General features: G+C 67.9%; 2 protein-coding genes. Both read right to left on the reverse strand.

Going from position 1 to position 3,726, the window contains the following annotated elements:
- Nucleotides 1-186 precede the first annotated feature (186 nt).
- Nucleotides 187-897: a GH12 family glycosyl hydrolase domain-containing protein gene (locus ACTWQH_RS32555; RefSeq protein ID WP_443290419.1), complete on the reverse strand. Its 711-nt coding sequence runs from the start codon at nucleotides 895-897 to the stop codon at nucleotides 187-189.
- 125 nt (nucleotides 898-1,022) lie between these two features.
- On the reverse strand, nucleotides 1,023-2,741 hold the full coding sequence (locus tag ACTWQH_RS32560) for a cellulase family glycosylhydrolase (RefSeq protein WP_443290420.1): 1,719 nt from the start codon (nucleotides 2,739-2,741) through the stop codon (nucleotides 1,023-1,025).
- Between the last annotated feature and the right edge of the window lie 985 nt (nucleotides 2,742-3,726).

The following is a 3,726-nucleotide window of genomic DNA, read 5'->3' on the forward strand; positions in this document are numbered from 1 at the left end:
GCGACGAGCTCCTCCTGCGTGGCCCAGCGCTCGCCCGCGTTGAGGGGGGTGGAGAAGTCGTTGATGCCCAGGCCGATCACGACGACGTGCGGCTGCCAGGTGGCCGGCTTCTCCCATACGTCGCCGTTCGCCGGAGCCACACGTCTGTAGCGGTGCGCGTCTCATTTCACGCGGAACGCATGCGGATCACCAGTAGTTGACGCCGAACTGGTTGGTGACGAAGTTCATTCCGCCGGACGAGGAGGTGATCTCGTAGCCGAACTGGACGTCGCCGATGGGCTCGCTCCAGCTGATCCAGCCTCGGCCGGCGATCCAGCGCAGGATGGGCAGGATGTCCACGCTGCCCGCGGTGGTGTGACCGGCGCGGAGGAAGGAGTAGACGTTGTTGGCGCCGTTGCTGCCGCGGTAGACGTCCCAGGTGTGGCCGCCGACGCTGACCCGGGTCTGGTACGAGCCGATCGGTCCGACCGGGCCGCTCCAGTTCATCCAGAGCATGATCTCGTGGTCGTGGTCGGTGTCCCAGATATCGTAGGCGGTGTTGTAGGCGCCCTGCCAGGGGACGGAGACGTTGAAGTTGCTGTTGAGCCCGGAGAGCTGGTCGAGGTTGCGGTACACCCCGCGTGTGGAGTTGGGGTAGGACTTGATGCCGCCCGTGTTGGGGTGGTTGGCCCACACGCCCCAGTTGCTGTAGTTGTTGGCCCACATGCTCTGGTATCCGGCGCCGGAGCCCCAGATGTTGTTGTAGAGGGTGTAGCCCCCGTTGCTCCACTGTCCCCACCGCTGGTCGGTCGACCAGGTGGCGGCGTGGGCCGGGGAGGTGGACATGCCGATGAACGCCACGAGGGCGACCAGCGGGGTGATGAGTCTGAGAAAGGATCTTCGTGCGGCTCGTCTCACGGTGGTGTGTCTCCTTCGGTGAGTCCCGTCGTGCGCGGGACGGTGTGTGGTGATGCGCGGGTCAGCGCACCCCGGAGCGGCCCCGGCCGCCCCCGGCCGGCCCCAGGCCGGTGGCGGTCAGGTCGTCAGGTCGTGGTGCCGGTGATGGTGCTGCCGGACCGCGTCAGGGTGTAGGTGATGGTCTCGCCGCTCCAGAAGTGGAAGGTCAGGTTGATGGTGGAGTTGTCCCTGGTCTCGGCGAAGAACTCCTGCTTCAGGGTGATCCGCCCGGCGGCGTAGTCGGGCGAGAAGGTGTAGGCGAACTCCTTGTACGGGGTCCAGTCGTGCGGGCCGGCGTTGGTGCCGTCGGCGTAGACCGCCTCCATGGTGGCCAGCCGGTCGCCGTTGAACGCCGTCGGGATGGTCAGGGAACTGGTGGTGCCGTCGGCGTTCTCCAGAACCGGGGTGGCGTAGGTGATGACGTTCACGTCCCACGGCACGCCGCCGTCGAAGCGGAGCGTCAGCGTGGCGTTGACCCCGTACTCCTGGCTCGCGGTGAGGCGGGCGAGTGTGGCGGCGGCGATGGTGACCTGGTCGCCGCTGACGGTGTAGTCCTGGCCGCGCACCAGTTCCTCGGAGCCGTTGGCGACCGAGGTCAGGCTGTTGCCGTTGAGGTTCAGCGTGAGCGTCGCGTCGGTCGGCTCCTGGCCGGCGCGGACGAAGATCTGGTCGCTGGAGGCCGTTGCGGAGTCCGTGGTCCAGCTGGACTGGATCTGGCGGAACAGGCTGGGGTCGCGCCACTCGAAGGTGGTGCGGTTGAAGTGCTGGCCGTTGTCCCACCACATCGTGGTGAGCTGCTTCTGGCGGGCGTAGGAGCCGAAGAACTCCAGGAACTTCAGTGCCTCGCCGTGCTCGATGACATCGAGGCTCCTGTCCCAGCCGAGCAGGCCGTACTCGCCGACGATCACCGGGATGCCCTGGGAGACGAAGGTGTTGTAGGCGCGGTCGAAGGTTCCGGTGATGTCGGCCTGGGTGTCGGCGTCGAAGCGGGTGTAGCCGGCGATGTTCACGCTGAAGGGCCAGAAGCCGTAGAAGTGGATGGTGGCGGCGATGTTGGGGTCGTTCAGCGCGGCGATGGTGTCGTCCAGCTCGTCCAGGTGGGCCTGGTCGCCGTTGGTGTGGAGGGTGGGCAGCACGAGCACGCGGGTCGCGTTGGTGCCGCCGGTGCCGCGGACGATGGAGTGGAAGGTGGTGTTGAGCTCGTCCAGCAGCTCCTCTTCCTGCGGCACGCCGGTGCTGTTGGTGAACTGCGGCTCGTTGACGCTCTCGAGGAGCAGCTTGCGGGGCGCGTCGTCGCGGAAGCGTTCGGCGATCTGGGTCCAGGTGGCGGTGTAGCGGGCGAGGACCTGGTCGTGCTGGGTGGGCATCTCCCAGATCCACTGCCAGGAGTCGTGGTGGAGGTTGATCAGGACGTACAGGCCTTCGTCCAGCGCCATGTTCACGACCTGCTCGACGCGGTCGAGATAGGCGGGGTCGATGGTGTAGTCGGGGGCGCCGCCCTGGTGGTCGTTCCAGGTCACGGGGAGCCGGATGCTCTTGAAGCCCTGGTCGTGGATGGCGGCCAGCAGTTCGGGGGTGATGCGCGGGTTGCCCCAGGAGGTCTCGTCGGGGATGGCGTCCAGGGTGTTGCCCACGTTCCAGCCCGGCTGCATGGCCGCGACCGTCTCCTGCGCGGCGGACACCTGCCGCGGCTTCCGGGCCTTTTCGGCGCCGGCGTTCGAGGCCAGGGCGGTCGCCGGTATGGCCACCAGGCCGAGGAGGATCGCCACCAGGGCGATCAGGAGTCTGTGCTTGCGAGGCTTCACAGTCGTCCCTTTTCTGTGGGGAGGGTTGAGGCGGCTCTCACCCCGTGGACGGAGGCGATGGGGAACGGCGCGGCCGGTCGGGACGCTCCCGCCGTGGTCGCTTGGTCAGCGCACGGAGACGGTGGGCTGTCCGGTGAACCGCCCATGAACCCGGGCGGCCCCTGATGACGTGCGACTCGATGTGCCATCGGGCCGTGGGCTCGTCCCGGCCCGCGCTGTCGCGGTGGGTCGCCCGCGGCATGGAGGTCCGTGAACCATGCTCCGCGACATGGAGTCCTCCTCGCTGTCCGCGGTGAGCTCCGGGCCGGGCGGGGTCAGGGGCTGCCCGGCCCGGAGCACCGCTGGTGGGGGGTGGTGGGATTCGGCGTGGAGTCAGGCGTTCGTGTCGTGGTGCTTGTCGAGCAGTCGCTGGTCGAGATCGCGCCGGCTCTCGATCGACTCGGAGGGCGAGTCCGGCGCGACGTCAACGACCCTTGCGGTGGTCACCGACGCTCGCCGGGCACACGTGGGACGAGTGATCGAAGCGCTTCGATGTGCGCTGAGATTAGGACCGAAGAGTGGGTCGCACAAGCCCTGCGGCAGAAGTTCGATGAACGCGTCCGATCGGCGTTTGACGAGGGGACACAAGGGGTTTCCCGTCGTTGCCTCACGGCTTGTGGGCACAAGTGGGTTGCCAACCAGTGTCGAAGCGCTTCGAAACCCGTGGTCGACGGGGGGTCCCGACGAGTGATCTGGCCGGTGTTGCGCGTGCCTGCGGCGTCCATGGCGCACCTCGCCCCCGGTGCCTGAGGGGCACCGGGGGCGAGTGTGTGGGGCTCTTCAGCTCTCCGTTGCGGTCAGCTTCTCTCCGTCAGCTGGCCGTGGGGGTCACAGGGGCGGGTGGGCGTTCTCCAGGAGCTCCTGGAACTGGGCCTCGAACCAGTGGCCCGAGAGCGGGGCGTTGCCCAGTGCGCCGGAGGGGTTGTTCTGGTTGAGCGGGTTGCCC

Origin of the sequence: Streptomyces sp. 6N223, from assembly GCF_052246635.1 — a bacterium.
In the GTDB taxonomy this organism is placed as follows: domain Bacteria; phylum Actinomycetota; class Actinomycetes; order Streptomycetales; family Streptomycetaceae; genus Streptomyces.